This is a genomic window from Variovorax sp. J22R115 (assembly GCF_030317005.1).
Classification (GTDB): Bacteria; Pseudomonadota; Gammaproteobacteria; order Burkholderiales; family Burkholderiaceae_C; genus Variovorax.
Genome location: NZ_JASZYM010000012.1, coordinates 143,865 through 170,095, shown reverse-complemented (window position 1 = coordinate 170,095; position 26,231 = coordinate 143,865). Strand labels below are relative to the sequence as shown.

Sequence of the window (26,231 nt, the reverse complement as noted above, 5' to 3'; positions counted from 1 at the left end):
TCAGCTTTGCGAGAGAAGGCGCGATGGCGCATCCAGGTTGGCGACGACCTCGCCGAACGGGCCCGTGAGCGCTTCACCCGGCAGACCTGCCCTCTGCCTGCGCGGCAACAGTGGGAACACCAGTTCGGCAAAGCGATACGCCTCCTCCAGATGCGGATAGCCCGAGAAGATGAAGTTGTCGATGCCCAGCGCCGCGTACTCCTCGATGCGTGCTGCGACTGTCTTCGGATCGCCCACCAGCGCCGTGCCTGCGCCGCCGCGCACCAGGCCCACGCCGGCCCACAGGTTCGGACTGATTTCCAGGTCCGCACGCGTCCGCTTGGCGCCACCCGCATGCAGCGCGGCCATGCGGCGCTGGCCTTCGGAGTCCATGCGTGCGAAGGCGGCTTGCGCGCGAATCACCGTCTCGTCGTCCACGCGGCTGATCAGCGATTCGGCGGCGCGCCACGCTTCGTCTTCGGTCTCGCGCACGATGACGTGCAGCCGGATGCCGAACTTCACGGTGCGACCCCGGCGAGCGGCGCGCTCGCGCACGTCGGCAATCTTCTTCGCCACTTCGGCCGGCGGCTCGCCCCAGGTGAGGTAGGCATCGACCTGCTCGGCTGCCAATTCATGCGCAGCAGCGGACGATCCACCGAACCACACCGGCGGATACGGTTTCTGCGTCGGCGGAAACAGAAGCTTCGCGCCCTTCACGCTCAAGTGCTTGCCTTCATAGTCGAAGCTCTGTCCGTCATGGCTGCGCGCGATGATCTCGCGCCAGATGCGGATGAACTCGGCGGACTGCTCATAGCGCGCGGCATGGTCGAGGTACACGCCATCGCCTTCGAGCTCGGCCTGGTCGCCACCGGTCACGAGGTTCACCAGCACTCTTCCGCCGGAGAGCCGGTCGAAGGTCGCCGCCATGCGTGCAGCAAGGCTCGGCTGATGCAGACCCGGCCTCACTGCGACAAGGAACTTGAGCCGCGAGGTCGCGCCGATCAGGCTCGACGCGATCACCCAGGGGTCTTCGCACGAGCGACCGGTGGGAATCAGCACGCCTTCATAGCCGAGCTTGTCGGCCGCACCGGCGATCTGCTGCAGGTAGGCCAGGTCGACCGTGCGCGCGCCTTCGGTGGAGCCTAGGTAGCGGCTGTCGCCATGCGTGGGGAGGAACCAGAGGATGTTCATGATCATGTGCTCTCAGGGTTTGGCGGCCGCAATGCGGCCGTTGTCCGGCCGCCAGACGATGCGGGCGATCTCCACAGGCTTCGGAATCAGCCCCAGCTTGTGAAAGGCATCCGCGACCCGTTGCTGGTCCGCCACCGTCGCAAGCTGGATCGGACCGACAGGCGAAGGCGGCCGCCGCTGGAGAAAGAGACTGACGATGCCGGCATCGAGCCCGCTGAAATCGGCGATCAGGCGGATGGCGGCCGGGCGGTCTTGCTGGACCAGGCGGTCCGCGCGCGTCAGTTCCTCGAACAGCGCCGCAATGACGGCGGGATGCCGCTCGGCGAGCGCTCGCGATGCCAGGTAGAACGAGCTGTTGCCGGAGAGCCCTCGGCCCGTCGTCAGAGCGCGTGGCTGGATCGCGAGCTCCGTCGCCGCGTAGAACGGGTCCCAGATCGCCCAGGCATCGACACTCCCTCGCTCGAAGGCGGCACGCGCATCGGCGGGCGTCAGGTAGACAGGCTGAATGTCGCCCCATTGCAGGCCGGCCTTCTCGACCGCCCGCACAAGCAGGTAGTGCGCGCTCGATCCCTTCTGCAGCGCCACCTTGCGGCCCTTGAGATCTGCGAGCGTCTTGAGCGGCGAATCCTTCAGCACCAACACGGCAGAGCTGTCGGGCTTCGGCGGCTCGGCACCGACGTAGACGAGATCCTTGGCGGCCGCCTGGGCGAAGACGGGCGGCGAGTCGCCGGTGAGCCCGAATTCCAGACTGCCGACCGCCAGGGCTTCGAGCAGTTGCGGCCCTGCGGGGAACTCGATCCACGCGATCTTTGTTTGCGGAAAGCGCTTTTCGAGCCAGCCCGACTGCTTGGCGATCACGAGGTTGGCCGCGGCCTTCTGGTAGCCGATCCTCAACTGCTGCAAAGGCTCGGATGCCTGGGACGACGCAGCGGCCGGCTGTGCCAGCGCTACGGGGGCGCCCAGTCCCCAACTCCCAGCGGAGAGTGCGAGCAACTGAAGCAGGCGGCGGCGCGCGGTGGACGCCTTCGTATGCGACACGGTCATGGTGGTCGCCCGTTCAGGCGAGGTTGCCCGCGGCCGCATCGAGCACGCGGATCTTCCGCGGGATCAATCCGAGCGCGAAGAAGGTGTCAGCGATCTGCTGCTGCTCGCCCAGGATCGCCTTGGTGATCGGTGTCGTGCCGAACTTCGTGCGCCCCACCGTGATGTCCACCACGGGCTTGGGAATGCCCCAGATCGCCGAAAGTTCGGTTGCGAACGCGCCCTGGTTGGACTGCGCCCACTGGTCGACCTTGTCGAGCTCCTCGATGAGGATCTTGATCACGTCCGGGTTCTTCTGCGCATAGTCCAGCGACGAGAAGTAATAGGCGCGGTTGCCGACCACGCCCGCGGCGTCGGCCAGCACTTTGGCGTCGAGTGTTTTCTCCGCCGAGGCGAGGAAGGGGTCCCAGATGACCCACGCGTCGATCGATCCCTTTTCGAAGGCGGCGCGCGCATCGGCCGGCGGCAGGAAGACGACGTTCACGTCGCCGTAGCTCAGCCCATGTTTTTCGAGCAGCTTGACGAGGAAGTAGTGAACATTGCTGCCCTTGTTGAGCGCTACCTTCTTCCCTTTCAGGTCAGCCACCGACTGGATCGTCGAGCCCTTGGGAATCAGCACCGCCTCGGAATGCGGACGCGGCACCGTCGCACCGACGTAGGCCAACGGCGCGCCGGCCGCCTGCGCGAAGATCGGCGGCGCTTCGCCGACGTCGCCGAAGTCGATCGAGCCGACATTGAGCGCTTCGAGCTGCACCGGCCCTGCGGTGAACTCCGTCCACTTGATAGACACGCCCAGCGGCGCCAGGCGCTTTTCCAGCGCGCCCCTACCCTTGAGCAGGTTCAGGTTGCCCTTCTGGTTGCCGATGCGCAACTGGCGCGCCGGCGTCTGTGCGAAGGCGGAAAACGGAGGCAGCGCGATGGCCGCAGCGGCGCCCTGGATCAGTTGCCGGCGTGTCGATGAATGCTGTGTCATGTGCGTGCTTCCGTATCGATGGATGACTTCACAGGGGGGCCGAAGTGGCCGCGATGAAACTGGTGATGAGCGCGAGCGCGACCACCACCAGCACGCCGATCGCGAGATCGGCCAGCACCCGCCGAGGACGGCGCGGCGGTTGGAAGTTGTCGGTGAGAACGGGTGGCATGGTTTTCTTTCAGGCAACGCCGATCCCGCGCCGCGTTGCGGCGAAGAAATCGAAACGGTATGGGGGGACGAAAAAGTGGAGAGCGCCGTCAGACGCTACATCGCACCTGTTCGAAGGCCACGGACTCGAAGCCCCAGGTCGGGGGCAGCTTGAGCCCTTCGCTCGCCAGCGTCTCGACCGCATCGTCCAGCCGCTGCGACAGGTCCGCCTGCAACTGGTAGGCGCCTTCGGGCTGCAGCGTGACCTGGCCGTCGGTCGCATACACGCCCGGCAGGATGTGCCGCGCCGCGAGCGACTGCAGCACGGGCCGCAGCGCATAGTCCAGCGCCAGCATGTGATGCGGACTGCCGCCAGTGGCCAGCGGCAGCACTGTCTTGCCCTTGAGCGCCGACTGCGGCAGCAGGTCGAGGAACACCTTGAGCACGCCGCTGTACGCCGCCTTGTAGACCGGCGTCGCAACCACGATCACATCGGCACGCCGCACCTGCTCCACCGCCAGTTGCACCGACGGATGCGAGGCCTCGCCCATCAGCAACGCATGTGCGGCGAGTTCGCGGATTGCGAGACGTTCTACAGGCACGTTGCGCTCGGAGAGCCGCGCCGCCACCGCGTCGAGCAGAACTGCGGAGCGCGAAGGCGCGGAGGGGCTGCCGGCAATCAGAAGAACAGTCATGGCCAGGCGCGCGTCACTTGTTCGTGTAGATCTGGTCGAACGAACCGCCATCCGCGAAGTGCGCCTTGTCGGCCTTCGTCCATCCACCGAAGGCCTGGTCGATCGTGAACAGCGTCAGCTTCGGGAACTGCTTGTCGTACTTCGCCTTGGCCTTCTCGGAAGTCGGTCGGTAGTAGTTGCGACCCGCGATGTCCTGGCCTTCGTCGGAGTACAGGTACTTCAGGTATTCCTCGGCGACGGCACGTGTGCCCTTCTTGTCGACGACCTTGTCGACCACGGTCACCGTGGGTTCGGCCAGGATGCTGATCGAGGGCACGACGATGTCGAACTTGTCCGGGCCGAATTCCTTCAATGCGAGGAAGGCTTCGTTCTCCCACGCCAGCAGCACATCGCCCACGCCACGCTGGACGAAGGTAATGGTCGAGCCGCGCGCACCGGTGTCGAGGACGGGCACGTTCTTGTAGAGCTTGCCGACGAACTCCTTGGCCTTGTCGTCTCCGCCGTACTTGCGCTTGGCGAATTCCCATGCGGCCAGGTAGTTCCAGCGGGCACCGCCGGAGGTCTTGGGATTGGGCGTGATGACCTGGACGCCGGGCTTCACCAGGTCGTCCCAGTCCTTCAGGCCCTTGGGATTGCCCTTCTTCACGAGGAATACGATGGTCGAGGTATAGGGTGCCGAGTTGAGCGGCAGTCGCTTCTGCCAGTCGGGCTTGACCAGGCCGCCGTGCGTGACGAGCGCATCGGTGTCGCCGGCCAGGGCCAGCGTCGCGACGTCGGCGTCGATGCCATCGATGATGGAGCGCGCCTGCTTGCCGGAGCCGCCGTGCGACTGCTTGATCGTCACGTCCTGGCCGGTCTTGCCCTTCCAGTATTTGGCGAAGGCCTGGTTGTAGTCGACGTAGAGCTCACGCGTCGGGTCGTACGACACGTTGAGCAGGGTCACGCCCTGCGCGAACGACGGCAATGACGTCAGGGCGATGCTGGCTGCTGCGGCGGCGCCGAGGGAAAGCTTGATAAAGTCGCGGCGAAGGCTCATGGTCTTGTGCTCACAAATGGCATAAAGCTGAAGCCACGTATTCTGGATACGGCATATGGAAACGGGAACGACTGAGTTCTCAGTTCTAAATAGCGAAATCAACTAAGACACCCACAAAGGCATCCCAATGGCACGCATGGTTCAGTGCATCAAGCTCGGCAAAGAGGCCGAAGGTCTCGACTTCCCGCCCTATCCGGGCGAACTGGGCAAACGCCTGTGGGAAAACGTCAGCAAGGAAGCGTGGGCCGCCTGGCTCAAGCAACAGACCATGCTGGTCAATGAAAACCGCCTGAATCTGGCCGATGCGCGTGCGCGTCAGTATCTGGCGCGCCAGATGGAAAAGCATTTCTTCGGCGACGGCGCCGATGTCGCGCAGGGTTACGTTCCCCCCACTAACTGAGCTCCAGCCCTCCGCATGGCCGAGCCGGTCGACTGGCGTGCGGACGGGATTCCGCGCAGCGCGCGGTTCGATGACATCTATCACACGGAAACCGGCGCCCCGGCACAGGCCAGGCACGTCTTTTTGGGGGGCTGCGGGCTTCCTGGTGCCTGGGCCGGACAGCCGCAATGGCGGATTCTCGAAACCGGCTTCGGTTTTGGCCTCAATTTCCTGACAACCTGGCAGGCGTGGCGTGCCGACCCGCAGCGTCCGCGGCTGCTGCATTTTGTTTCGATCGAGGCATTCCCGGTCTCGCGCGAAGATTTGCTGCGCGCGGCAGCCGGACATGCCGATCTGCTGGGACTGGCGGAAAGCCTCGCGGCGCAATGGCACGGGCTGCTGCCGGGCTTTCATCGGCTCTGCCTCGACGAAGGGCGGGTGCTGCTCACCCTCTGCATCGGCGATGTGCAGGCCATGCTGCGCGCGCAGCGCTTCGAGGCGGACAGCATCTTTCTTGACGGGTTCAGCCCGCAACGCAATCCGGCGATGTGGTCGGCGGAGACGCTGAAGGCCGTGTCGCGCTTTGCCCGGCGCGGGACGCGCGTCGCGACATGGACGATTGCGCGCGCCGTGTGCGACGCGCTCGCTCAAAACGGCTTCCAGGTGGAAAAGGCGCCGGGACTGCCGCCGAAGCGCGATTGCCTGCAGAGCGTGTTCGAGCCCACGTGGCAGGTTCGCCGGCGTGGTCCTGCGCCCTCGCCCGCAGCGCTGGCTGGACGGTGCGCGGTCATCGGCGCGGGGTTGGCCGGCGGGGCTGTTGCGGCAAGTCTCGCGCGGCGCGGCTGGGAAGTGGAAGTGCTCGAAGCAGCCGATCGCCCCGCAGCTGGTGCTTCGGGCTTGCCGGTGGGCATGCTGGCGCCGCACATATCGCCCGACGACGCCCTGCTTTCCCGGCTGACGCGCGCAGGCATCCGTGCGACATGGCAGCAGTTGGAGCAATTGCTGGCGGAAGGCGACGACTGGCGTGCCAGCGGCGTGCTCGAACGACGCGCCGCTGGCGACGACCGCTTGCCGGAACGCTGGACCGCCGATGGGCCCAACGAGTCATGGCACGCTAGCCCGACGCAGCTTGCCGAAGCAGGTCTTTCGCCGGACGCAGTCGCGCTCTGGCATGCGCGCGGCGCCTGGGTGCGGCCGTCGCGACTGATCGAGGCCTGGCTCGCGCTGCCCGGCATTCGCGTCAGGGCGCGATGCCGTGCGGCCCACATCGAGCGCATCGATGGCTCGGTCGCACGCTGGGGAGTGCGCGACGCGGACGGCGCACTGCTCGCGGAAGCCGATCGAATCGTCATCGCGGGCGGTATTGAAAGCCATGCGCTCGCGCCCGAATTCCCGCTGCAGGCCGTGCGCGGCCAGGTCGAATGGGGCTGCATGCCCGAGGACGCTCGACTGCCGGCCACACCCCTCAATGGCAATGGTCACCTCATTGCCGGCGTACCGGCCGCCGAAGGCAAGCTATGGCTCGCCGGCGCCACCTTCGACCGCGACAGCAGCGATGTCACGCCGCGGGCCTCCGACACCGAGTTCAATCGCGAGCGCCTGGCGCGGCTTCACCCCGACGCGGCGGCGAAGTTGGCCCTTGCCTTCGCTCACGGCGAAACACACGCATGGGCCGGCATACGCTGCGCCTCGGGCGACCGCCGCCCACTGGTCGGCCCGCTATCTCCCGACTCGGCAGACGGCATCTGGCTCTGCACCGCCTTGGGTTCGCGCGGACTCAGCTTTGCCGTGCTGTGCGCCGAACTGCTGGCGGCCCACTGGCACCGGGAACCGCTGCCGTTGCCCGCGAAGCTCGCGCAAGCGCTGGATGCGCGGCGCGCCTGGCCCGAAAAGGAGACGTCTCAGAGGTTGGCCAGCGCCATGTAGTCAAGCACCGTGGTGCCGCCCAGCGTCGCGAACGGCAGCAACACAGCCTTGAGCAACGGTTGTTGCCAGAACGGCGCGAAGGCTCCCTCTCGAAGGTTCTCGATGCGTCCCTGTAGCAGCTTGAGCTGGTCGACGGAAGGCGACGGCTGCGGTGTCCCGCCGTCCGGCGCCACCTTGGCGCTGGCACACGACACGGCATTCCTGACCTGCTCCAGCGCGTGTGCACGCGAATCCTCGGCGGCGAGCCGCAACGCCACCGCGCAACCCAGTGCCACGGCGGCGCCCACGGCAGCGGGTCCCACGGTGCTGACGGACATCGTCCAGCGATCGAAGACGGCGCTACGCGACAGCAGCCACAGCGAGATCACCACGAACGGGTAGTAGATGAGCAGGGTCACGGTGTGGGTCCGCCGTGCGACGAACTGCAGGTCGATCCAGTTTTCGAGATAGGCCCGCGGGATGCCCATCTCGTCTTCGAACTTCTTCAATGTCGGCTCCGGCCAGTTGGCGGCGACCTCGTGCAGGCGGCGCAGGCGCAGCAGCCCTCGCACGAATCGCACACACAGCACCGTCGCATCCACAACGAAGAACACCAGGAAGAACATCATCACCAGTGCCGGAAGGCGCAGCAATTCATGCACCGCGAACGACAGGTCGCCCCGCTGTGGCACGAAGCGCGTTTCGCTGACCGCAACGATGAGCAAGCCGCTGAAGACCGTGGCGAGCACGACGCACGAACCGGTGCGAACCAGCCGTGCCACCAGCCTGTTCTGCACGATGTGGCGGCCCCAGAAATCGATGGCCTCGGGCGTCATGCCGTGGTCGTCACCCGTGCGGCGCTGGCGATGCAGTGGAGGAATGAAGCGCATCGAAAACATCTGTACGAGCTTCCACCATCGGCTCTGCTTGCGGTCGGCCTTTTCCTGCCGCGCGATCATGTCCGCGTGAGCAACGTCGGCTTCGAAGTCCCTGCCAATCTCCTCCAGGTTGTAGGTCAACATCAGCCACCCCCCTCAAGAGCAGGTAGAAGCACAGCAGCAGCGTGAAGACGCGGAGTGCTTCGGTGGGCCAGAGACTGATGCCCTCGATCGCGACCAGCGGCTTGCCGCCTCGGGTGAGCCATTCCGCGAACGACTCCCAGCCCAAGGCCATTCCCAGCGGCAAGGCAATCTGCACGACGATCACGAGCAGCGCCAGCCGCACCCATCGCACCCGGCGTGCACGCAAATCCTCGTCGTCCGTCACGAAGTCCGAAAGGCGGGCTTTCGCACCACGGCTGACGACCAGAGGCGGCATCCAGATCGCGAGCATCAGCACGCTGAAGATCAGGAACATGACTGCAACGCCCGGTGCGGGGTAAAGAGGCGAACCGGCGGGATGGATGTCGTCGCACTGCGCCCAAGCGAGCCCGCGGCAGTTGTCCTTGTCGATGCCCTTGGGCCATTGGCCCTTGAAATCGAAAGCCTCGGTGCGACCGATCTCGAAGATGCGCGGTTCCTTGAACCACTTGCGGACCGTGGCTTGCGACAAGGGCTCCATGGCGTCGCCCGCACCCTTTTCCAATTGCAGCGCACGACGCGCGTCGTCCATCGCCAGGCGCGTCGAAAGGAAGGCCGAGACCTGGTAGCTGTCACGGAACGGGGGCGCGCCGCCTTGCAGAGAATCGGTCAGGCGCAATCCGAAGTTGGATGCAACGATCAGGTTGCGCGTCCACGCCTGCTCGCGCGGGTGCAGCAGGCGCGCATCCATGTCGGTGGTGAAGAAGATGACGTCAGGAAACTCCGGCCGCAGCGCCTGCATCACCAACAGCTTGTCGTGCATGTCGTTGCCCAGCACGCCGATGGCACGGAATCCCTGGCCGTCGGCACTGGTCTTGCGCACCTGCTCGTCCCGAATGTGCATCTGCACCGCCAGCCGGCGCAGGTAGTCGAATTGCCCTTGCCCTTCGGCCACCTCGACGAAGGTGCCGTCCTTGCGGCGGCCAGCGTCCTTGTCACCTGGGCCCGGCTTTGCTGCGCTCCCCGAAGCCGAAGCACCGTCGCCCGCGGCTGGCAACTGGCCATCCAGGCCCCGCACGTAGTCGAAGCGCTCGACACAGAAACCGGCTTCGTCCTTCTTCGCCCTGAACTCGCGCCGCAGACTGCGGCCATAGAGCGTGTCCCACTCGGCGACAACGGCGACCTCGCTCGGCGCATCGTCGTCGCTGCGCGTCCTGCAGGCTTCCTGGTAGCGCTGGGCTTCGTCGCCGGAACCCTTGAGCAACTTGCGTGGCTTCAGGCCGCGAAGTCGCAATTCCTCGATCAGCCCGTCGGCCAGGCGCCCGTCATCGCCGATGGTCCGCACCAGGGCGACATTGCGGTCCTCGAGAAACTTCGAGATGCCGCCCTTGCGTTCCTGCTCGTCCTTCCGGTTTTCGAGCAGCACCGCGTCGGGCACGGTCGCATAGAGCGAATAGAAGCGCATGGCCGCGTGGATCGGCCCGCCCTCGAAGCCCGGCGCGCCAGCCTCGTCCATCATCGCTTTCAGGCCGTCCGATCCATTGGGTCCCAGCACGCGCCAGTTCGCCCCGGCCTTGATGAAAGGTTCCGCGAACTCCGCCATCCGCTTCAGCGGGGAGTCCGCAAACGCCTCGGTCTGCAGCCACATGACCAGCACCGGGGACTGCAGACCGCTTCTGGACAACTCCCGGACCTGGACATCGGTCGCCGGCTCGAACCATTCGTAAGGAACCGGCTCCAGAGCCGCATCGCCGCCCGAGGGTGCCGGCATGAAATAGCCCAGATGCTCCGTATCCACCGGCGACAGGCGGCTCGCGTTGAGCGCGGCCAGCACGGCGTAGCGCCCGCGCCTGCGGCTCTCGACGTTCTCCGAATAAGGCCCGCCTGCCAGCATGACGGCCAGGATCTGCGGCTGCTTGTCGGGCGCCTTCGCGACCATGGCCGCCACTTCCTTCGCCAAGTCACCGGCCGTGCGGTGAACGTCTTCTTTCCTGAGCTTTTCGAGATTGTTCTTGCGAAGTTCGGAGCGATACTTGGCGACTGCGCCGAAGGGGTCCTGCCACAGGCGCGCATCGACGTCCTGTTTCGAGTAATGCTGCTCCAGGCGCGGCTCATTGACCGGAAGACGGGTGGTCTGCAATGGCGACTCACGCACGAAGAGAACACCCGCGGCGAGCAGAACGATGGCGACGATGCCGTTGTTGGGAAACCCTCCGGACCCAGATTTCGATTCCTTGTCCATCAGCCTCTCCAGGTCTCGCGGGACGCGGGCAACCATTTCACAATGTATTGCCCGCTCCTGAAATCCTCCAGAAGAACTAGACAACAACGCCACCGGTGACTCATCCGCAATGCCTACTCACTACGACATCACCCACACCACCATCTACCGCTACAAGACGCCGGTGACTTTTGGGTTGCACCGGGTGATGTTCCGGCCGCGCGACAGCCATGACCTGCGGGTGCTCGCCACCGACCTGCAGGTGAGTCCGCAGGCGCATGTGCGGATGATCCAGGACCCCTATTCCAACTCGATCGCGATGGTGCAGCCGATGGGCGAAGCGACGGAGCTGCGCATCGTCTGCTCGTTCAGCATCGAGCACGTGTCGGCACCGCTGGACACTCTGTCGCTGGACCCGGCCGCGGAAATGATGCCCTTCGCCTATGCGGTACAGGAGCGGCTCGACCTGGAGCACTACCTGCGCCCCCACTACGAGGATCCGGAGGGCGTGCTGATCCGCTGGGCCCACCAGTTCCTGTACGCCGACGGCGTCAACAGCACGCGCGACGTGCTGTCGCGGATGAACGCGCACATCGGGCAGAGCCTGCGCTATGTCCCGCGCGACGAGGAAGGCACCCAGACGCCGCTACAGACGCTCGCGCTCGGCAGCGGAAGCTGCCGCGACTACGCGCTGCTCATGATGGAAGCCGCGCGGCGCCTGGGCGTCGCGACTCGCTTCGTCTCCGGCTATCTGTATGACTCTGCGCTCGACACGGGCAGCATCGAACCCGGCGACTCCATGACGGGCGCAGGCAGCACCCATGCATGGCTGCACGCCTATCTGCCGGGCGCGGGCTGGATCGCCTTCGATCCGACCAACAACCTCATGGGCAGCGGCGGCCAGCTCATCCGCGTTGGCGTCGCGCGCGATCCGACGTTGGCAGCCCCCATCTCCGGCAGTTGGTATGGCGAACCCGAAGCCTACGATGGCCTCGACGCATCCGTGGTGGTGCGGCGCGTATCGAGCTGACCGATCACGGAAAGATCGTCGGCCGCTCGCTCAGGCGCACGTCGGGTTGCGGCGCTTCCTGGTCCGCCAGGCCGATCCATCCGCCACCCATCGACTTGTAGAGCGCTGCCGCCTTCAGCAGCACATCACCTTGCACCTGGGCCAGTTGCAGCCGTGCGCTGAACAGGCTGCGGTCGGCGTCGAGCACTTCGAGATAGCTGGTGTAGCCGCCCTCGAAGCGTTTGCGTGCCAGCCGCGCGTAGTTGGACAGCGCGCTGACTTGCAGCACCGTCGCGTCAAGGCCTTCGCGCGCGTTGCCGATGCCGATCAGCGCGTTTTCGGTCTCGCTGAACGCGGCCTGCACGACCTTGCGGTATTGCGCCACCGATGCGCGCTGCTGCGCCTCAGCGCTCTGCACCTGGCCGGCGATGGCGCCCGCCGTGAAGATCGGCACGGCGATGTCGACACCGTAAGTCCAGACACGCGCGGCGCCACCCCACAGGTCGGACAGCGAACGGCTCGCCTGGCCGTACGCGCCGGTCAGGCTGATGGTCGGGAAGTACGCCGCCTTGGCCGCGCCGATGCGCGCGTTGGCTGCCATCAACACTTCCTCCGCCTGCCGGATATCGGGACGCCGCTCCAGCAGATCGGAGGGCAAGCCCGCGGGCACCACAGGCACTGTGAGCTCGTTGACCGCCCGGCCACGGGCGATCGGCCCCGGGTTGCGGCCCAGCAGATTCGACAGCGCGTTCTCCCGCTCCGTGATCGCCTGGTGCAGTGCCGATATGGTCCGCAACGCGGCTGCGTATTCCGATCGGGCCTGGCTGACTTCGACGTCCGACACCACGCCGCCACGGAAGCGCCTTTCGAACAGGTTCAATGTGTCCTTGCGCAGCGCCAGCGTCTCGATGGCCACCTCCAGTTCGCGGTCTTGTTCGCGAAGGTCGACGTACCCGGTCGTGATCGCCGCCACGACCGACAGCACCGTGCCGCGCCGGAAGGACTCGCTCGCCTGCAGCTCGGCCGTCGCCGCTTCGGTGAGCCGGCGGGTGCGCCCGAAGAGATCGATCTCCCAACTCGCGAGCAGGTTGATCTGCGTCGCGTTGTAGGGATTGATCGTCGGCGCCGGGCTGATGGTCTGCTCGCTGGCACGCGTGCGGCTACTGGCCGCCTGCGCACCGACCTGCGGAAACAAGGGCGCGCGGGTCGTGCCGAGCGCGCCGTAGAACTGCTCCACGCGCGCCGCGGCGGCGACCAGGTCCTGGTTGTTGCGCAGGCCTTCGCTGATCAGAGCGTCGAGTTGGGGATCGCCAAACTGATTCCACCATGCCGTGTCGGCCGCCGTGGGCGAGGCAGTTTTCGGCTCACCCGTGAACTGAGCCGGAATGACCAGGTCAGGCCGCCGGTAGTCCGGCCCGAGCATGCAGCCCGCGAGCAACACTGCAAGCAACGGCACGGCACCGCTACGGCACATGTTGGCGCGTCGATCCCGATCAATGCGCACCATGGGCACCCCCCTCCCCGTCCGGCCCGGATTCGCGGGCCGGATGAGACACCGCCTTCTTCCCCGCCGCGCGATCGCTGAGCACTTCGAAACCCCAGAAAAACATCGGAATGAAGAAGATCGCGATCGCCGTCGCGCCCAGCATGCCGCCGATCACGCCCGTGCCCAGAGACTGCCGGCTCGCCGCCGAGGCGCCGCTCGCGATCGCGAGCGGAATACAGCCCAGGATGAAGGCCAGCGAGGTCATGATGATCGGCCGCAGGCGAAGCTTCGCCGCACCGACCGCCGCGTCGTAGGGCGACATCCCTTCCTTGTGCCGCAACTCGACCGCGAACTCGAAGATCAGGATCGCGTTCTTCGCGGCCAGGGCGATCAGTACCGTCAACCCGATCTGAAAATACACGTCGTTCTGGATGCCGCGCATCCAGATCGCGGCGATCGCACCGAAGAGCGCGAAGGGCACCGCCAACAACACGCCGATCGGCAAGGTCCATTTCTCGTACTGCGCCGCGAGGATCAGGAACACCATCACCAGCGCGAACGCGAACACCAACCCGGCAGTCGAGCCGGCCTTGCGTTCTTCGTACGCCTGCCCGGACCACGCAAAGGAAAAGCCCTGCGGCAGCACCTCCTTCGCGATGGCTTCCATGGCATCGAGCGCCTGGCCGGAGCTGTACCCGGGAGCGGCATCGCCCGAGATCTTGGCCGCGGTGAAGTTGTTGAAGCGTGTGACGATATCGGCACCTGTCACATAGCGCGTGGTGGCCACCGCCTTCAACGGCACCATCTGGCCGCTGCGGTTGCGCACGTACATGTTCTGCAGGTCCTCAGGCTTGATGCGGTAATCCGGTTCTGCCTGCAGGATGACCTGGAACAGCCGGCTGTTCTTCGGGAACTGGCTGACGTAGAGCGAGCCGAAGAGCGTCTGCAAGGTCGAGTACACGTCCTGCACCGGCACTCCGAGGCTTTCGGACTTGTCGCGGTCCACATCCACGAGCAACTGCCGCGAGCGCGTGTTGATGGTGGAATTCACGCCGCGCAACTCGGGCCGCTCGCGCGACTTCGCAATGATGGCGCGCGTCACCTCCTCGACGCGCTGCAGCGTGGCATCGCCCTCGCTCTGCACCCAGAACTCGAAGCCGCCGGTCGTGCCCAGCCCCGGAATCGAAGGCGGGTTGACCGGGATCATCACCGAGTCCTCGAAGGTCGCGAACTCCGCGCTCGCGCTGCGGATCAGCGCATCGGCCCTGTCGGCCGGCGCCTGGCGCTCCGCGAAGCCCTTGAGCGAAACGAATAGAACGCCCGCGTTGGACTTGAGCTGCGAGTCGATCAGGCTGAAGCCCGGCACCGAGGCCACCGACTGCACGGCCGCCTGCTTGCTGAACCATTGTTGCGCGCGATCGGTTGCCGCTTCGGTGCGGTCCAGGCTGGCCGCGTCCGGCATGATCACCGCGGTGAAGATGTAGCCCTGGTCTTCCACCGGCAGGAAGGTCGACGGCACGTGCCTGAACAGGCCTAGCATGATGGCGATCATCCCGACGATCAGCAGCACCGACATGCCCACGCGCCGGATGGCCAGCCGCGTGGTGGAGGTGTAGCGCTCGGTGAGCCTTTCGAAGCGCCGGTTGAACCAACCGAAGAAGCCCTTCTTCTCGTGCTCGCCCGGCTCCGGCGGCTTCAGCAGGATGGCCGCCAGCGCCGGCGAGAGCGTCAGCGCGACGACGCCCGACAGCACCACCGACACCGCAATGGTGATGGCGAACTGCTTGTAGAGCTGCCCGGTGATGCCCGAGAGGAAGGCCACCGGAATGAACACCGCGCACAGCACCAGCACGATGGCAACCACCGGACCGCTGACCTCGTCCATCGCCTTCTTCGCGGCCTCCTTCGGCCCGAGGCCGAACTCGGCCATGTTGCGCTCGACGTTCTCGACCACGACGATCGCGTCATCCACCACGATTCCGATGGCCAGCACCATGCCGAACAGGGTCAGCATGTTGATCGAGAAGCCCATCGCCATCATGCCGATGAAAGCGCCGAGGATGGACACCGGCACCGCCAGGATGGGCACCAGCGTGGCGCGAAAGCTCTGCAGGAAGATGAAGACCACCAGCACGACCAGCACCACCGCCTCGACGAAGGTGTGCACCACTTCGTTGATCGACTCCTGCACGAACACGGTCGTGTCCAGCGCGATGTCGTAGTCCACGCCGTCGGGGAAGGTGGGCTTCAGCTCGCGAAGAAGCGCCTTCACATCCTTGGCGACCTGCAGCGCATTGGCGCCCGGCTGCTGGTAGATGGCGATCAGCGTGGCCGTCTTGCCGTTGTACTTGGAGCGGATCGAGTAGTCCTTCGCGCCCAGTTCCGAGCGGCCGATGTCCTTGACGCGCACGATCGCGCCCGTGCCCTGCTGCGCACGCAGGATGATGTTGTCGAACTGCGACGGCTCGGTCATGCGGCCGGAGGTCGCGACCGGAATGGTCTGCTGCACCGGCGCGGTCGTGGGCGACGCGCCGAGGCGGCCGGCGGCGTATTGCTGGTTCTGCGCGGCCACCGCGGCCTGCACGTCGGTCGCCGTCAGGCTGAGGCCGGCCATGCGGTCGGGCTTGAGCCACAGCCGCATCGCATAGTCCGGAGAGCCGAAGATCGAACTCTGGTTCGCCCCCGGCACGCGCTTGATTGCATCAAGCACGTTGATGTTGGCGTAGTTCGCGAGAAAGGTCGGGTTCTGGCTGTCGTCGGGCGAATAGATCGCCACGATCATCATGAAGGCCTGCGATTTCTTCGCGACCGAGACGCCCTGGCTGCTCACGGCCGAAGGCAGCGTGGGCAGCGCGAGGTTCACGCGGTTCTGCACGTCGACCTGCGCCAGCGAAGGATCGGTGCCGATCTCGAAGTACACCGACAGCGTCATGTTCCCCGTCGAACTCGACGTGGAGTTCATGTACATCATGCGATCGGCGCCGTTGACCTGCTGCTCGATCGGCGCCGCCACGTTCTGAGACACCACTTCGGAACTGGCGCCCGGATAGGTGGCGCTGACCGAGATCTGCGGCGGCGTGATGTCGGGGAACTGCGCGATCGGCAGGTTCAGCATCGCGACCAGCCCTGCAAGCACGAGGATGACCGAGATGACCGACGCGAAGATCGGCCGGTCGATGAAGAAGTGAGCGAACTTCATCGTGCCCCCGCGAGCACGACATCCACACGACGTGCCAGCGCGGGCGAATCGCCCCCCACGATATTGGCCGGCGCCTTCAGCACGATGCGATCGGGCGGCACGTCGGCCGCCAGCAGCGCATCGCGCACCGACTCGGCGCGATGCTTGGCCAAGGCTGCATTGCGTGTCATGTCACCGCTCGAATCGACATAGCCATGCAGCTCGACCCGGAGTTCAGGCTTGGCCTTCAACGCGGCAACGACCGCGATGAGACGCGCGTGACCGGTGGCATCCAGCGAAGTCCGGCCGCGATCGAAGTACACGGCATCCTTGTCCGTAGCGGCAGCGACGGCAGCGGTAGCGGCGGCGGTGGGAGCCGCGGCCTTGCCCGACGAAGGCCGCGCGGCCACAGCGCCGGCCCCACCTGCCGATGCGGAAGACGCCGCCGTCGTGATCTGCGCGATGCCGCTCGCCGGCAGTGACGCCGCGGGCACTTCCTTGGCGCGAACGACCGCGCCTGGCCCCAGCCGCATGAATCCGTCGACCACCACCCGCTCCCCATCCTTGAGCCCGCCGGTCACGAGCCATTGATCGCCCATCCAGTCGCCGACCTGGATGGGACGTTGGCTGGCCTTGCCTTCGCCATCGACCGTCCAGACGAATTCGCCGCGCGGACTTTGCTGCACGGCCCGCTGCGGCACGACGATCGAATTCGGCCGCGTGAAGCCGTGGACCTTGACGCGCACGAACTGTCCCGGCTTCAGGTCTCCCTTGGGATTGGGCACCTCCGCGCGCAGAAGGAAAGTGCCGGTCTCCTGGCTGTACGACGCATCCGCAAAGGTGATGCGCCCTTGCGCCGGAAAACTCGTGCCGTCTGCGAGGACGATCTCGACCGTGTAGTCGTCGTGTGGCGCCTTGATCAGCGTTCCCTTCGCGACCTCGTCCTGCCTGCGCAGCGATTCGTTCTCCGAGAGGCTGAAGTTGACCCGCATCGGGTCGAGCTTGGCCACATAGGTCAGCAGGCTGTTAGCCGAACTCACATAAGCACCGTCCTGCACCTTGGCGAACGACGACTGGCCCGCGACGGGCGACGTGATCGTGACGTAGCTGAGGTTCAACTGCGCATCGGTGACCTTCGCCGCGGCGGACTCGACGGCGGCCGCCGCGGCCTGCTCTTGCCCCGTGGCATCGTCGAGGTCCTTGGCCGCCAGTGCGTTGTCCGTGACGAGTGGTTTCACGCGCGCAAGATTGGCGCGCGCGGTGTTGAGGCGTGCCTGCTGCTGAGCCAGCTCTCCGCGCGCCGCCTTCAGGCTGGCTTCGAAGGGCTTGGCATCCATGAGGAAGAGCACCTGGCCCGGCTGAACGAAAGCGCCTTCGGTGTAGACGCGTCTTTCGAGAAACCCCGAGACGCGCGCACGAATCTCGACCTGCTGCGAGCTCTCGGTCTGGCCCACGAATTCGAAAGTGACGGGCACGGTCTGCGCCTTGACGACCTGCACCGATACGTCGATCGCCTGCGGGGGTGGCTTCTCCGGCTCCTTCCTCGAGCATGCAACAAGCAATGCAAGTGCAAGCGCCGCACTGCACACGCGAGGCCACGTTCCGACGAGATGCAAACCCATAAGACCGCGCTCCTCCTGCTTCGGAGGGTCGGACGACCGGCACTGGAGCAGGCGAGCGACCCGGGCCGAGCCAAGGCTGTTGTTGAATCGCTAATGTCGCCTCAAAGATGGCGATGGGCAAGAAAGTACGCGCCGTTGCAGTCCGGGACTACCTTGCACCTTGTGCCAATTGACGTTCGGTTCGATTTCGTGTTCTCGTGCAGGTGACGCAAACCACGCACGATCCTTGCGAGGGCAGATCCTTGCGAGGACATGCAGTTCGGCGGCGGACTTCGCTGCAGATTTGGAGGAACCAATGAAAACTCTACCTATCGACCTTGCACTGCAAGGCGGCGGCTCCCATGGCGCCTTCACCTGGGGCGTGCTCGACCGCCTGCTGGAAGAACCCTGGGTGCGCCTCGACGGCATCTCGGGCACTTCGGCCGGCGCGATGAATGCGGCCGTACTCGCCTGCGGTCACGCCGCAGGCGGCCCCGAGGGCGCACGCGAAGCCCTGGAGAACTTCTGGCGCGGCGTCTCCGATGCGGCCCGCTACAGCCCCTTCCGACGCGGCTGGACGGAGATGATGACCGGGACCTGGTCGCTCGATAGCTCGCCGGCCTTCGTGGCGATCGAGATGGCGACGCGCCTGTGGTCGCCCTACGACCTCAATCCGCAAGGCATGAACCCGCTGCGCGGCATCCTGGCCGACCTGATCGACTTCGAGCGCCTCGCCTCCTCGCCGATCAAGCTCTTCGTGACGGCGACCAATGTGCGCACCGGCAGAGGGCGCGTGTTCCGCAATGCCGAGATTGGCCCTGACGTTCTGCTGGCATCGGCCTGCCTGCCGACCATGTTCCATGCGGTCGAAATCGACGGCGATCCCTACTGGGACGGCGGATACGCCGGCAATCCGACGATGACGCCGCTGATCCGCGAGTGCCAGTCGAGCGACACCATCCTCGTGCAGATCAATCCGGTCGAGCGTCCGGGCGTGCCGCGCAGCGCGCAGGACATCACGAACCGGCTCAACGAGATCTCGTTCAACTCGCCGCTGTTGAAGGAACTTCGCATGATCGCCCTGCTGCATCAGGTGGCGGACCCCGGCCGCGGCGAAGGCGCTGCCTGGGCGCGCATGCGCATCCATCGCATCGCCACGGAGGCCATGCTTGAGCTCGGCTATTCGTCGAAGATGATCACGGAGTGGGCCTTCCTGTGCAAACTGCGCGACGAAGGACGGCACACCGCGAGCGCGTTCATCGATGCGCACGCAGGCGACATCGGCAAGCGTTCGACGCTCGATCTCGACGCCTTGCTGGAAGGAGTCTGAGCCATGGGACTCGCAGGCATCTTCGTAGGCCTCGGCCTGCTCATCTGGCTCTCCTACCGCGGCTGGAGCGTGCTCGTCCTGGCGCCTGCCGCGGCGCTGATCGCGGCGCTCTTCGCGAGCGAGCCGCTGCTCGCGCACTGGACGCAAACCTTCATGAGCTCGGCCGCCGGCTTCCTGGCGCAGTTCTTCCCGCTCTTCCTGCTCGGCGCGGTCTTCGGCAAGCTGATGGACGACAGCGGCTCGGTGCAGACGATCGCGCGCTTCATGACCGAAAAGCTCGGCCCCAAGCGCGCGATGCTCGCGGTGGTGCTCGCTGGTGCGCTCGTGACCTACGGCGGGGTAAGTCTCTTCGTCGCCTTCTTCGTACTCGCGCCCATGGCGCACGCGCTGTTCCGCGCAGCGGACATTCCGGCGCGCCTGATGCCAGCGGCCATTGCACTGGGCACGTCGACCTTCACGATGTCCGCGCTGCCGGGCACGCCGGCCATCCAGAACGCGATCCCGATGCCCTTCTTCGGCACCACAGCCTTCGCCGCACCCGGGCTCGGCGTGATCGCGGCGGCCATCATGCTCGGCTTCGGCATGTGGTGGCTGCGCCGCGCCGAGGGCGGCGCACGCCGGTCCGGCGAAAGTTACGCCCCCGTTGCGGTCGACAAGCACGTGAGCGCCGCGGAAGACCCGGTGGTGCGCGAACGCGCGACGACTTCCGGCAGCTTCGACCCGGCCGAAATCACCCATGGCCAGCATGGCGCTGGCCAGCCGGGCATCGTGGTCGCGCTACTGCCGCTGGTCGTGGTCGTCCTCGTGAATCTTCTGATGGCACTCGTGGTGCTGCCAAGCCTGGACACGAGCTACCTCGAAGAGCCACGGTTCGGCGGCATCACTCTTGCGAACGTGGGCGGCGTCTGGGCGGTGCTTGTCGCGCTGACTGCTGCCATCGTCCTGTTGGTGGTCTTGAATTGGAAACGCCTGCCTTCGCTGCGCGCAACGGTCGACGCGGGTGCGAACGCCTCGGTGCTGCCGGTCGTGTGCGTGGCCAGCCTGGTGGGCTTCGGCGCGGTGGTCGCCGCCATGCCGGCCTTCGAGATGGTGCGCGACTGGGTGCTTGGCATCGGCGGCGGCCCTCTGGTGTCGCTGGCGCTGTCGACCAACATCCTGGCTGCGCTGACCGGATCGGCCTCGGGCGGCTTGACGATCGCGCTCGATGCGCTGGGCGCCACCTACATGCAGTTGGCCGCGACGGCCGGAATCGACCCGGCCCTGATGCACCGCGTGGCGGTGATCGGCGCGGGCACACTCGACAGCCTGCCGCACAACGGCGCGGTCGTCACCCTGCTTGCGGTGTGTGGCACGGGTCACCGCGAAAGCTATTTCGACATCGTGATGGTGGGCATCGTCGGCGCGCTGATCGCGCTGATCGCCGTGATCGCGCTCGGTACAGCCTTCGGATCCTTCTGAAGCGCGCCTGACGCTCAGCCGGCCTTGCGGCGCGCGTGCGAGACCCACTCGTCGGACAGCGCGGCGATACACCGCGCGTAGTTTGCCTCGGCCTGTTCCTGTGTCTCGACAAGGCGGGCCAGCTCCGCGATCTCCTCGGGACTCGGCGGCGGCTTGTCGCTCCCGCACATCCAGTCGCCCAGCGCCTCGATGAGTTCTCCGCGTGCCGCGTCGACTGCGAGACGGCTCATGACGACCGCGCGGTGCAGCCGTGTCATTTCGCCTTTTCTCAATCGTTGCACGACGGCTCCCTGAGTGTTCCTTTCCAGACTACTTATGTATTACCTTGTGGGTGTGTAGGTCTATATCGCTTAGGCGGTAGTCATTTCGCCCGGTTGCAGGCCGGACGCTCCTTCGCCTTGCGCGCGGGACGCCGCGGCAGGATGATGGCGACCGCCCAAGGAGTCGTCTGACGTCCGCTCGGCCCGGACCTGTTCTTTTTGAGAGGAGCGGCGCCATGAACAAGCTCACATCCCTCTTGCTGTGGCCGGCGGTGGCCATCGTGGGGGCCATCTCCTTCGGCGCGCTGGCGCTGGGGCGCGGCGAAAGCGTCAATGCGGTCTGGCTGGTGACCGCGGCGCTCTGCGTCTACTTCATCGCCTACCGCTTCTACAGCAAGTTCATCGCCGACAAAGTTCTGCGTCTGGACGACTCGCGCCCCACGCCGGCCATCCGCCACAACGACGGCATGGACTACGTTCCGACGAACAAATGGGTGCTCTACGGCCACCATTTCGCCGCCATCGCTGGCGCCGGTCCGCTGGTCGGCCCGGTGCTCGCCGCGCAGATGGGCTACCTGCCTGGAACGCTGTGGATCCTCTCAGGAGTGGTGCTGGCCGGCGCCGTGCAGGATTTCATCGTGCTCTTCGCGTCCGTGCGGCGCGACGGCAAATCGCTCGGCGAAATGATCAAGATGGAGCTGGGCCCCATCCCCGGCACGCTGGCGCTGGTGGGCGTGCTGGCGATCATGATCATCATCCTCGCGGTGCTGGCGCTGATCGTCGTCAAGGCGCTGACCGGAAGCCCGTGGGGCCTCTTCACCATCTTCGCGACCATCCCGATCGCGCTGCTGATGGGCATCTACATGCGCATCATCCGCCCCGGACAGGTCGGCGAAGCCTCGGCCTTCGGTGTGGTGCTGCTCCTGCTGTCGATCTTTCTCGGGCGTGCGGTCGCCGAAAGCCCGACCTGGGCGCCCTTGTTCACGCTCACCGGCCCGCAGCTTGCCTGGGCGCTGATCATCTACGGCGCGATCGCCGCCAGCCTGCCCGTGTGGCTGATGCTGGCGCCGCGCGACTACCTGAGCACCTTCCTGAAGATCGGCACGATCGTCGCGCTGGCGCTCGGCATCTACTACGTCGCACCCATGCTGGCAATGCCGGCGACCACGCGCTTCATCGATGGCACCGGACCGGTGTTCTCGGGCAAACTCTTTCCGTTTCTCTTCATCACCATCGCCTGCGGATCGGTATCGGGCTTCCATGCACTGATCTCCTCGGGTACGACGCCCAAGATGGTCGAGAAGGAATCACACATGCGCTTCATCGGCTTCGGCGGCATGCTGGCCGAATCCTTTGTCGCGGTGATGGCGCTCACGGCCGCGAGCGTGCTGGATCCGGGCATCTACTTCGCGATGAACGCGCCGGCCGCGGTCATCGGCACGACGGCTGCCAGCGCGGCGCAGGTGATCTCAGGGTGGGGCTTCGTCATCACGCCGGAACTGATCACGCAAACGGCCAAGGACATCGGCGAGACCAGCATCCTCTCGCGCGCCGGCGGCGCACCGACGCTGGCGGTGGGCATGGCGCAGATCCTCGGGCAGGCCTTCGGCGGCAAGTCGATGGAGGCGTTCTGGTATCACTTCGCGATCCTGTTCGAGGCGCTGTTCATCCTGACCGCGGTCGATGCGGGCACGCGCGTGGGCCGTTTCATGATCCAGGACATGCTGGGCCACGTGTACAAGCCGCTGGGCAACACGGAATTTCTGCCCGCCAACCTCATCGCCACCGCGCTGTGCGTCGCAATGTGGGGCTATTTCCTGTACCAGGGCGTGGTGGATCCGCTCGGCGGCATCAACACGCTCTGGCAACTCTTCGGCGTGGGCAACCAGATGCTGGCCGGCATCGCCCTGCTGCTCTGCACCAGCGTGCTCGTGAAGATGAAGCGCCAGCGCTACGTGTGGGTCACGCTGGTGCCCACGGCCTGGCTGCTCGTCACCACGCTGACGGCGGGCGTGCAGAAGATCTTCCATCCCGACCCTGCCATCGGCTTCCTTGCACTGGCGCACAAGTTCGGCGATGCGGCCGCGCAAGGCAAGGTGATCGCGCCGGCCAAGTCGATCGAGGAAATGCAGCGCGTTGCCTTCAACAACTACCTCGATGCGTTCGTCTGCGGCTTCTTCGTGCTGCTGGTGGTCGCGATGTGCATCTTCGCGGCGAAGATCTGCATGCAGGCGCTGAAGCAGGCCAAGCCGACCGCCCAGGAGATTCCGCCACTGACCGGCGCACAGGGAGCCTTGCCATGAGCGACGAACGCGAAGCCGGTGCACAACGCTGGCTGGGCCAGAACATCCGAAGCATCTGTTCCGTGTGCCGCCAGGTCTTCGGCATGCCGGACTATGAGCGCTACCTCGCGCATGCAGCGGGATTGCATCCGGGCGCGCCCGTGTTGTCGCGCAGCGAATACTGCGCACGGGTGATCGAGCGCCGGTACGGCAAGGGCGGCGCTCGCTGCTGCTGACCTACGCACCGTCGAGCGCGGCCCTGGCCCGGGCCAGCCGCGCTTCGAGATCCTTCACCAGCGCCCTGGCTTCGTCCCCCTCGGGAATCGCCCTGCCGCTGTCGCGCCATTCAACGGCGCTCTTGAAGCCCTCCACCTCCGCATGGCGGCGGAACCACATTCCCTCGGGGTTGTGGCGCGTGATGCCGTCGAACACGGTCGCGAACATCTGCGACTGCTCCAGCCCCATCGAGTGCCAGACCTGGTTGACGACGAGCTTGTGCATCATCAGCTGCGAGCGCGGCACGCCCGCGATGCGCAGCGCCAGTTGCAGCGTGGCTTCGTCGAGTTGCCCGGCGGGCGTCGAGAAGTTGGCAAGCCCCCATTCGGCGGCTTGCTTTCCGGTGATGGTGTCGCCGGTGAACATGAGCTGCTTGGCACGCAGCGCGCCGAGGCGGTAGGTCCACATCGCGGTCGTCGGGCAGCCCCAGACGCGCGTGGGCATGTAGCCGATCTGCGCGTCGTCCGCCATCACCAGCAGATCACAACACAGGGCGATGTCGCTGCCGCCGGCCACCGCGTAGCCGTGCACCTTTGCGATGGTGGGCTTGGTGCAGCGCCACAGCGACATGAAGTCGTCGGTGTTGGCCTTCATCGCGGCGTAGTCGAGCATCGGGTCCCAAGGTGTCTTTTCCTGGCGGCAGGGATGGTCGGAACTGCCTTCGAGGTCCTTGCCCTCGGCGTATTCACTCAGGTCGTAGCCGGCGCAGAAAGCCCGGCCGACGCCCTCGACGACGATGACGTGTACTTCGTCATCGGCTTGCGCCCATTCGACCGCGCGCCGGATGTCCGAGGGCGTCGTGTTGCCGATGGCATTGAGCTTGTCGGGGCGGTTGAGCAGCAGCCGTGCGATGCGCGGATGCTGGGCGTCCCTGTCGATGAGAACGGTGTTGAACGCTGGCATGAGGTCTCCTGTACTTGTGGGCAGCAGTTCACGATTTCACTTCACTCGGCCGTTTGGCGCAAAGCGCTGTACGACATCGCGGACAAGAAGGCGATTTCGTAGGACCGCACGAAGCCGCAAATCAGCCGAAGCGTCGCTGCGCGGCGCCAGGCGCCTACACCCGCAGCGGGCCGACGCATCCACGGTAGTGGCAAAGGCAACAGGAGAATCCACCATGCCGCTCGCCATGCCCCAGTCCGACTTCGAGCCCTCCCTGGCGCGCCATCTCAGCGCGTTTCGTTTCCCGACGGAGGTCGAAGCGACACCGCATCACACCCTCCGCTCCAGCGGGCCCGGCGATGAAGACGAAGACGCCGATCCGGTCGGAAGTGAGCAAAAGTTCTCGGCAAGTCAACTGATGATGGTCTATCGCGACCGACGCTGACCTCGCCGATGACCGGAGTGCATACGCACACGGTCTGTCGATGGACAGAGGCAGGTGCCGCGCGCTGGCCGATTCGCCAGCACCAACGGTTGATGCGCGGCGACGCGGAGTCGTGTCTCATGTCATCAGGCTGCAGCAATGCTTCGGCCCACTAGACACCTTCTATCCACATGACTCGGCGGCCACCATGTACCACGGCGAACGCTTCAACGGATACAGCCACTTGCTCGGGCTGCTGCTGGCGACGGCAGGCTCGGCCGTATTGATCGCAAAGACGATGCCGGACGGCGATCCGGCGAAGATGGCCAGCGCTCTGGTGTTCGCGATCTCGATGATGACGCTCTATGCGGCGTCGACGCTCTTCCACAGCACTCGCGGTCGCATGAAGCTGTTCTGGCAACGGATGGACCACTGCGCGATCTACCTGCTCATTGCGGGCAGCTACACGCCCTTTGCGCTGGTCACGCTGCAGGGCGCATGGGGGTGGGCGCTGCTGGCCGCGATCTGGGGCGCGGCGATCTTCGGCATCGGTCGCGAGCTGCGCCCCGCCGAGCCACCGAAGACATCGTTGCTGCTCTACATGGGCATGGGCTGGCTCGGCGTCCTGGTCGGCGCGCCGCTCATCATGCGGCTCGACAGCGAAGGGCTGGCCTGGCTGATGGTCGGCGCTGCGCTCTATTCGGCGGGCACGGTCTTCTACCGCAATCCCCGGGGGTGGCGTCACGCGCATGGGACCTGGCACATGTTCGTGCTCGGCGGCACGCTCTGCCACTACATCACGGTGACGCAGTTCGTGCTCTAACCGAGCTATCGCTCGCGCACCGGCGCGAGTGCGCCGAGGTAGCCACGCACGCGGTCGTCGCCCATGAGCGCCGCGAAACTCGGCACCTGCGTCACCACGCCTTTCTGCACGAAGATGAATCGCTCGCAGCTCTCGCGCAGGATGTCGATGTGATACGGCTCGTTCGGATGCAGGCAGAGGAACACCACGCGCCCTGCTCCCCGCAGCTTCTTGAAGAACTCCAGCATGAAGCCGATGTAGCCGTCCTGCGTGTTGAACTGAGGCTCGTCGAACAGATGCACCAGCGGTGAATCGCTGAGCGAATGTTCGAGCATGAAGTTCGGCCGCGTGCGCTGGAACGAGCGTACCTGGTAGGACTGGTGGTAGTGGATCGCCAGCCGGTCGCGCTCGCGCGTTCGCACGCGGTGGATGTCCTGCCCGTTGACCAGCACGTGGCCGGCGTCAGGCAGGTTGCTGCCGGTCATGAGTTCGAACAGCGTCGTCTTGCCCGAGCCGTTGGGACCGAGCACGCCCACCACGGTGGGCTCGGCGACCTCGAAATCGGCCGCAAGCGAGAACGTGACCTGCGGCCGAATCAGGCCGCGGGTGTATTGCTTGCCGACCTGTACGACGCGGAGAAGCGGTGCACTCATCGTC

23 protein-coding genes are annotated in these 26,231 nt (G+C 65.8%); 9 read left to right on the top strand and 14 right to left on the bottom strand.

Translation table 11 applies throughout. From position 1 onward, the window contains the following. The 6 genes from ssuD to QTI04_RS21750 all read right to left on the bottom strand — a co-directional run bounded on the left by ssuD (nt 1) and on the right by QTI04_RS21750 (nt 5,062). Nucleotides 1-1,170, bottom strand: coding sequence for an FMNH2-dependent alkanesulfonate monooxygenase (ssuD, locus tag QTI04_RS21775; RefSeq protein WP_286617552.1), 1,170 nt, complete (start codon nt 1,168-1,170; stop codon nt 1-3). Between the two features lie 12 nt (nt 1,171-1,182). After that, the gene (locus tag QTI04_RS21770; protein ID WP_286617551.1) at nt 1,183-2,214 is read right to left on the bottom strand and encodes a sulfonate ABC transporter substrate-binding protein; all 1,032 of its coding nucleotides are present in this window, start codon (nt 2,212-2,214) and stop codon (nt 1,183-1,185) included. 13 nt (nt 2,215-2,227) lie between these two features. Further along, nucleotides 2,228-3,184: a sulfonate ABC transporter substrate-binding protein gene (locus tag QTI04_RS21765; RefSeq protein WP_286617550.1), complete on the bottom strand. Its 957-nt coding sequence runs from the start codon at nt 3,182-3,184 to the stop codon at nt 2,228-2,230. 28 nt (nt 3,185-3,212) lie between these two features. Then, on the bottom strand, nt 3,213-3,353 hold the full coding sequence (locus QTI04_RS21760; RefSeq protein ID WP_286598279.1) for a hypothetical protein: 141 nt from the start codon (nt 3,351-3,353) through the stop codon (nt 3,213-3,215). An 88-nt stretch (nt 3,354-3,441) separates the two neighbouring features. Beyond that, a complete protein-coding gene (ssuE, locus tag QTI04_RS21755) occupies nt 3,442-4,026 on the bottom strand; it encodes an NADPH-dependent FMN reductase (protein ID WP_286617549.1) in 585 nt (194 codons plus the stop codon). 13 nt (nt 4,027-4,039) lie between these two features. Then, on the bottom strand, nt 4,040-5,062 hold the full coding sequence (locus QTI04_RS21750; RefSeq protein WP_286598276.1) for a sulfate ABC transporter substrate-binding protein: 1,023 nt from the start codon (nt 5,060-5,062) through the stop codon (nt 4,040-4,042). Nucleotides 5,063-5,189: 127 nt separating this feature from the next. On the opposite strand from QTI04_RS21750, the gene QTI04_RS21745 reads away from it, so the two are divergent. Together QTI04_RS21745 and mnmC are read left to right on the top strand one after the other, a co-directional pair. Continuing rightward, complete coding sequence (locus QTI04_RS21745; protein ID WP_286570053.1) at nt 5,190-5,462, top strand: oxidative damage protection protein; 273 nt, start codon at nt 5,190-5,192, stop codon at nt 5,460-5,462. Between the two features lie 15 nt (nt 5,463-5,477). After that, the gene (gene mnmC, locus QTI04_RS21740; RefSeq protein ID WP_286617548.1) at nt 5,478-7,367 is read left to right on the top strand and encodes an FAD-dependent 5-carboxymethylaminomethyl-2-thiouridine(34) oxidoreductase MnmC; all 1,890 of its coding nucleotides are present in this window, start codon (nt 5,478-5,480) and stop codon (nt 7,365-7,367) included. Here the strand turns inward: mnmC and QTI04_RS21735 are convergent. Together QTI04_RS21735 and QTI04_RS21730 are read right to left on the bottom strand one after the other, a co-directional pair. Continuing rightward, on the bottom strand, nt 7,343-8,236 hold the full coding sequence (locus QTI04_RS21735; protein WP_286617547.1) for a hypothetical protein: 894 nt from the start codon (nt 8,234-8,236) through the stop codon (nt 7,343-7,345). The genes mnmC and QTI04_RS21735 overlap by 25 nt on opposite strands. Beyond that, nucleotides 8,193-10,607: a hypothetical protein gene (locus QTI04_RS21730; RefSeq protein WP_286617546.1), complete on the bottom strand. Its 2,415-nt coding sequence runs from the start codon at nt 10,605-10,607 to the stop codon at nt 8,193-8,195. Before QTI04_RS21730 ends, QTI04_RS21735 begins: the two co-directional genes overlap by 44 nt. Before the next feature lie 109 nt (nt 10,608-10,716). Between QTI04_RS21730 and QTI04_RS21725 the strand changes: the two genes are divergently transcribed. Continuing rightward, nucleotides 10,717-11,616, top strand: coding sequence for a transglutaminase family protein (locus QTI04_RS21725; RefSeq protein WP_286598272.1), 900 nt, complete (start codon nt 10,717-10,719; stop codon nt 11,614-11,616). A 4-nt stretch (nt 11,617-11,620) separates the two neighbouring features. Here QTI04_RS21725 and QTI04_RS21720 read toward each other — a convergent pair whose 3' ends face one another. From QTI04_RS21720 to QTI04_RS21705, 3 genes are read right to left on the bottom strand one after another with little or no spacing between them, the layout of a single operon-like run. Continuing rightward, the gene (locus tag QTI04_RS21720) at nt 11,621-13,102 is read right to left on the bottom strand and encodes an efflux transporter outer membrane subunit (protein ID WP_286617545.1); all 1,482 of its coding nucleotides are present in this window, start codon (nt 13,100-13,102) and stop codon (nt 11,621-11,623) included. Beyond that, a complete protein-coding gene (locus QTI04_RS21715) occupies nt 13,089-16,280 on the bottom strand; it encodes an efflux RND transporter permease subunit (protein ID WP_286598270.1) in 3,192 nt (1,063 codons plus the stop codon). Before QTI04_RS21715 ends, QTI04_RS21720 begins: the two co-directional genes overlap by 14 nt. Next, nucleotides 16,277-17,881, bottom strand: coding sequence for an efflux RND transporter periplasmic adaptor subunit (locus QTI04_RS21705; protein ID WP_336621899.1), 1,605 nt, complete (start codon nt 17,879-17,881; stop codon nt 16,277-16,279). Before QTI04_RS21705 ends, QTI04_RS21715 begins: the two co-directional genes overlap by 4 nt. A 295-nt stretch (nt 17,882-18,176) precedes the next feature. Here QTI04_RS21705 and QTI04_RS21700 point away from each other — a divergent pair, with 295 nt between their 5' ends. Next, nucleotides 18,177-19,190 (top strand): patatin-like phospholipase family protein, encoded by a 1,014-nt coding sequence (locus QTI04_RS21700; protein WP_286617544.1) that lies wholly within the window; start codon nt 18,177-18,179, stop codon nt 19,188-19,190. A gap of 3 nt (nt 19,191-19,193) precedes the next feature. Beyond that, nucleotides 19,194-20,648: a GntP family permease gene (locus QTI04_RS21695; protein ID WP_286617543.1), complete on the top strand. Its 1,455-nt coding sequence runs from the start codon at nt 19,194-19,196 to the stop codon at nt 20,646-20,648. 14 nt (nt 20,649-20,662) lie between these two features. Here QTI04_RS21695 and QTI04_RS21690 read toward each other — a convergent pair whose 3' ends face one another. Then, nucleotides 20,663-20,905 carry a hypothetical protein gene (locus QTI04_RS21690; RefSeq protein WP_286617542.1) on the bottom strand — a complete coding sequence of 81 codons (243 nt, stop codon included), beginning with the start codon at nt 20,903-20,905 and terminating at the stop codon, nt 20,663-20,665. Nucleotides 20,906-21,144: 239 nt separating this feature from the next. Between QTI04_RS21690 and QTI04_RS21685 the strand changes: the two genes are divergently transcribed. Both QTI04_RS21685 and QTI04_RS21680 read left to right on the top strand, forming a co-directional pair. Beyond that, a complete protein-coding gene (locus tag QTI04_RS21685; RefSeq protein ID WP_286598265.1) occupies nt 21,145-23,211 on the top strand; it encodes a carbon starvation CstA family protein in 2,067 nt (688 codons plus the stop codon). Then, nucleotides 23,208-23,426 carry a YbdD/YjiX family protein gene (locus QTI04_RS21680; RefSeq protein WP_286598264.1) on the top strand — a complete coding sequence of 73 codons (219 nt, stop codon included), beginning with the start codon at nt 23,208-23,210 and terminating at the stop codon, nt 23,424-23,426. Before QTI04_RS21685 ends, QTI04_RS21680 begins: the two co-directional genes overlap by 4 nt. 1 nt (nt 23,427) lies before the next feature. On the opposite strand, the gene QTI04_RS21675 is transcribed toward QTI04_RS21680, so the two are convergent. After that, complete coding sequence (locus QTI04_RS21675) at nt 23,428-24,369, bottom strand: crotonase/enoyl-CoA hydratase family protein (protein ID WP_286617541.1); 942 nt, start codon at nt 24,367-24,369, stop codon at nt 23,428-23,430. A gap of 214 nt (nt 24,370-24,583) precedes the next feature. Here QTI04_RS21675 and QTI04_RS21670 point away from each other — a divergent pair, with 214 nt between their 5' ends. Both QTI04_RS21670 and QTI04_RS21665 read left to right on the top strand, forming a co-directional pair. Beyond that, nucleotides 24,584-24,793, top strand: coding sequence for a hypothetical protein (locus QTI04_RS21670; RefSeq protein ID WP_286598262.1), 210 nt, complete (start codon nt 24,584-24,586; stop codon nt 24,791-24,793). Between the two features lie 187 nt (nt 24,794-24,980). Further along, nucleotides 24,981-25,595 carry a hemolysin III family protein gene (locus tag QTI04_RS21665; protein ID WP_286599252.1) on the top strand — a complete coding sequence of 205 codons (615 nt, stop codon included), beginning with the start codon at nt 24,981-24,983 and terminating at the stop codon, nt 25,593-25,595. Between the two features lie 5 nt (nt 25,596-25,600). On the opposite strand, the gene QTI04_RS21660 is transcribed toward QTI04_RS21665, so the two are convergent. Next, a complete protein-coding gene (locus QTI04_RS21660) occupies nt 25,601-26,227 on the bottom strand; it encodes an ATP-binding cassette domain-containing protein (RefSeq protein WP_286598261.1) in 627 nt (208 codons plus the stop codon). Nucleotides 26,228-26,231: the final 4 nt, after the last annotated feature.

Excerpts from the sequence above, each read along its gene's own strand:
- QTI04_RS21750 (WP_286598276.1), bottom strand. The coding sequence starts at position 5,062 with ATGAGCCTTCGCCGCGACTTTATCAAGCTTTCCCTCGGCGCCGCCGCA.
- QTI04_RS21695 (WP_286617543.1), top strand. The coding sequence starts at position 19,194 with ATGGGACTCGCAGGCATCTTCGTAGGCCTCGGCCTGCTCATCTGGCTC.
- QTI04_RS21735 (WP_286617547.1), bottom strand. The coding sequence starts at position 8,236 with ATGCGCTTCATTCCTCCACTGCATCGCCAGCGCCGCACGGGTGACGAC.
- QTI04_RS21730 (WP_286617546.1), bottom strand. The coding sequence starts at position 10,607 with ATGGACAAGGAATCGAAATCTGGGTCCGGAGGGTTTCCCAACAACGGC.
- QTI04_RS21685 (WP_286598265.1), top strand. The coding sequence starts at position 21,145 with ATGAACAAGCTCACATCCCTCTTGCTGTGGCCGGCGGTGGCCATCGTG.
- QTI04_RS21700 (WP_286617544.1), top strand. The coding sequence starts at position 18,177 with ATGAAAACTCTACCTATCGACCTTGCACTGCAAGGCGGCGGCTCCCAT.
- QTI04_RS21720 (WP_286617545.1), bottom strand. The coding sequence starts at position 13,102 with ATGGTGCGCATTGATCGGGATCGACGCGCCAACATGTGCCGTAGCGGT.
- QTI04_RS21705 (WP_336621899.1), bottom strand. The coding sequence starts at position 17,881 with ATGGGTTTGCATCTCGTCGGAACGTGGCCTCGCGTGTGCAGTGCGGCG.
- mnmC (WP_286617548.1), top strand. The coding sequence starts at position 5,478 with ATGGCCGAGCCGGTCGACTGGCGTGCGGACGGGATTCCGCGCAGCGCG.
- QTI04_RS21765 (WP_286617550.1), bottom strand. The coding sequence starts at position 3,184 with ATGACACAGCATTCATCGACACGCCGGCAACTGATCCAGGGCGCCGCT.
- QTI04_RS21675 (WP_286617541.1), bottom strand. The coding sequence starts at position 24,369 with ATGCCAGCGTTCAACACCGTTCTCATCGACAGGGACGCCCAGCATCCG.
- QTI04_RS21660 (WP_286598261.1), bottom strand. The coding sequence starts at position 26,227 with ATGAGTGCACCGCTTCTCCGCGTCGTACAGGTCGGCAAGCAATACACC.
- ssuD (WP_286617552.1), bottom strand. The coding sequence starts at position 1,170 with ATGAACATCCTCTGGTTCCTCCCCACGCATGGCGACAGCCGCTACCTA.
- QTI04_RS21665 (WP_286599252.1), top strand. The coding sequence starts at position 24,981 with ATGTACCACGGCGAACGCTTCAACGGATACAGCCACTTGCTCGGGCTG.
- QTI04_RS21680 (WP_286598264.1), top strand. The coding sequence starts at position 23,208 with ATGAGCGACGAACGCGAAGCCGGTGCACAACGCTGGCTGGGCCAGAAC.
- QTI04_RS21715 (WP_286598270.1), bottom strand. The coding sequence starts at position 16,280 with ATGAAGTTCGCTCACTTCTTCATCGACCGGCCGATCTTCGCGTCGGTC.
- QTI04_RS21770 (WP_286617551.1), bottom strand. The coding sequence starts at position 2,214 with ATGACCGTGTCGCATACGAAGGCGTCCACCGCGCGCCGCCGCCTGCTT.
- QTI04_RS21690 (WP_286617542.1), bottom strand. The coding sequence starts at position 20,905 with ATGACACGGCTGCACCGCGCGGTCGTCATGAGCCGTCTCGCAGTCGAC.
- ssuE (WP_286617549.1), bottom strand. The coding sequence starts at position 4,026 with ATGACTGTTCTTCTGATTGCCGGCAGCCCCTCCGCGCCTTCGCGCTCC.
- QTI04_RS21745 (WP_286570053.1), top strand. The coding sequence starts at position 5,190 with ATGGCACGCATGGTTCAGTGCATCAAGCTCGGCAAAGAGGCCGAAGGT.
- QTI04_RS21725 (WP_286598272.1), top strand. The coding sequence starts at position 10,717 with ATGCCTACTCACTACGACATCACCCACACCACCATCTACCGCTACAAG.
- QTI04_RS21670 (WP_286598262.1), top strand. The coding sequence starts at position 24,584 with ATGCCGCTCGCCATGCCCCAGTCCGACTTCGAGCCCTCCCTGGCGCGC.
- QTI04_RS21760 (WP_286598279.1), bottom strand. The coding sequence starts at position 3,353 with ATGCCACCCGTTCTCACCGACAACTTCCAACCGCCGCGCCGTCCTCGG.